General features: G+C 71.5%; 2 protein-coding genes. Both read left to right on the forward strand.

Going from position 1 to position 1,743, the window contains the following annotated elements:
• The coding region (locus tag GPA_RS01555; protein WP_231847540.1) for a PASTA domain-containing protein at nucleotides 1-1,383 on the forward strand (1,383 nt) is incomplete at its 5' end.
• 5 nt (nucleotides 1,384-1,388) lie between these two features.
• Nucleotides 1,389-1,743: DNA repair protein RecO (recO, locus tag GPA_RS01560; RefSeq protein ID WP_041238763.1), on the forward strand; the 355-nt coding region annotated here is incomplete at its 3' end.

Here is a 1,743-nt window from a genome sequence, read left to right on the forward strand (position 1 = left end):
GGGGCGGGGCGCCCGCGGAGGATGCGTCTACGACGGAGGAAGCCGCCGAGGCCGGCGACCCCGCAGACCCCGCTGCCGCTGCCGACGCCCAAGCGCTCACCGGCAACAGCTTCGAGCCCTCTGCCGCCCCCACTGCCCGCCCGCAGGGCTCGGGCCCCTCTCGACCCGGCGAAGCTGCCGGTCATCGGGGTGGCGGGCGTCGACGTGGACGAGGACGGCAACGAGTTCGACTTCGGCGACATCGACGACGCTCCCGCGGCGGGCAAGGGCCGGCAGGCGGCCGCGCCGAGCGCCGCAGTCACGGCGGATCTCTCGGGCCTGGACGAATGCCTGGTGGATTCCGGCTACACGCCGCCCGCGGCCGCATGGCGCTCGGGCGACACCATGGAGATGCCCCGCGTCGAGGGCAAGGCCGCGCCGAAGCAGAAGGAGTTTCGCGCGCCCGACCCGCGCGAGAAGAAGCACGGCCGTGGCCGTGTGGTCGCCATCGTGATCGTGCTGCTGGTGGCCGCGGCCGCCGCCGCGGCGGGCATCACGTACCAGATGGAGCTCTGGGGCGGCAAGGTGGTCCCCGACGTGGCGGGCATGACGCAGGCCGATGCCACCTACCAGCTGGAGGGCAAGGGCTTCACCGTCCGCGCCACGCAGGTCAAGTCCGACGAGACGGAGGGCCTCGTGCTGCTCACCGATCCCGGGTCCGGCGGGCGCGCCGAGGAGGGCTCCGAGGTGGTCATCCACGTGGCCGTGCCGCGCATCGTCCCCGACGTGGTGGGCAAGACGCGCGACGAGGCGGCGAAGCTGCTCGAGGCCGAGGACTTCGCGCGCGTGACGTTCGCCGAGGAGAAGTCCGACACGGCCGAGGGAACGGTGTTGTCGGTGACCCCGGAGGCTGGCGAGAAGGCGAAGGCCTCCACGGACATCACCGTGACGGTGGCCGTGCCTTTCACGGTGCCTGACGTGGCCAACCAGCCGCTCGATGCCGCGAAGGCCGCCCTGCAGGAGGCCTCCTACGTGCCCGAGGTGGCGTACTACTACACCGAGGACGTGCCCGAGGGCACGGTGGCGGGCACGAGCCCCGCCGCGGGCGAGAAGCTGGCATCGGGCTCCTCCGTCACGGTGAACGTGGCCATGTCGCGTGCGAGCGTGCTCGTGCCGGCAGCGAAGGACTACCTTTCCAGCATCGGCACGATCTCCCTGGGCGGCACGACCTACGAGATCGTCTCGGTCGACGACGTGAAGTACACCGGTTACAACCAGACGTCGTTCACCGTGACGGCGGCGGCCGTGACCACGCTTGACGGCGAGACGGTGCGCGGCTCGGCCAAGCAGAAGAGCGGCACCATCGTCTGGGACGACAGCGACAACGTCGTGAGCATCTCCTAGGCACGATGGCCAGCGCGACGTACACGGCACGCGCCATCGTGCTGCGCAAGACGAAGCTGGGGGAGAGCGACCTCATCGTCACCCTGCTCGCCCAGGACGGCTCGCAGGTCCGCGCCGTGGCGAAGGGAGCCCGCAAGCCCTCGAGCCCGTTCGCCGCGCGGCTGGAGCTGTACTCCTCGGTCGACCTGCTGTGCTCGGAGGGCCGCAGCCTCGACATCGTGAAGGAGGCGCGCATCGCCTCCTCCCACGAGCGCCTGCGCCGCGACCTGGAGCATGCGGCCTGCGCCGCGCCCATGGCCGAGCTCTTGGACCGCGTGACCCAGGAGGGGCTTGCGAACCCCCGCCTGTTCGCGCTCACCG

The sequence above is a fragment of the Gordonibacter pamelaeae 7-10-1-b genome (assembly GCF_000210055.1).
Classification (GTDB): Bacteria; Actinomycetota; Coriobacteriia; order Coriobacteriales; family Eggerthellaceae; genus Gordonibacter; species Gordonibacter pamelaeae.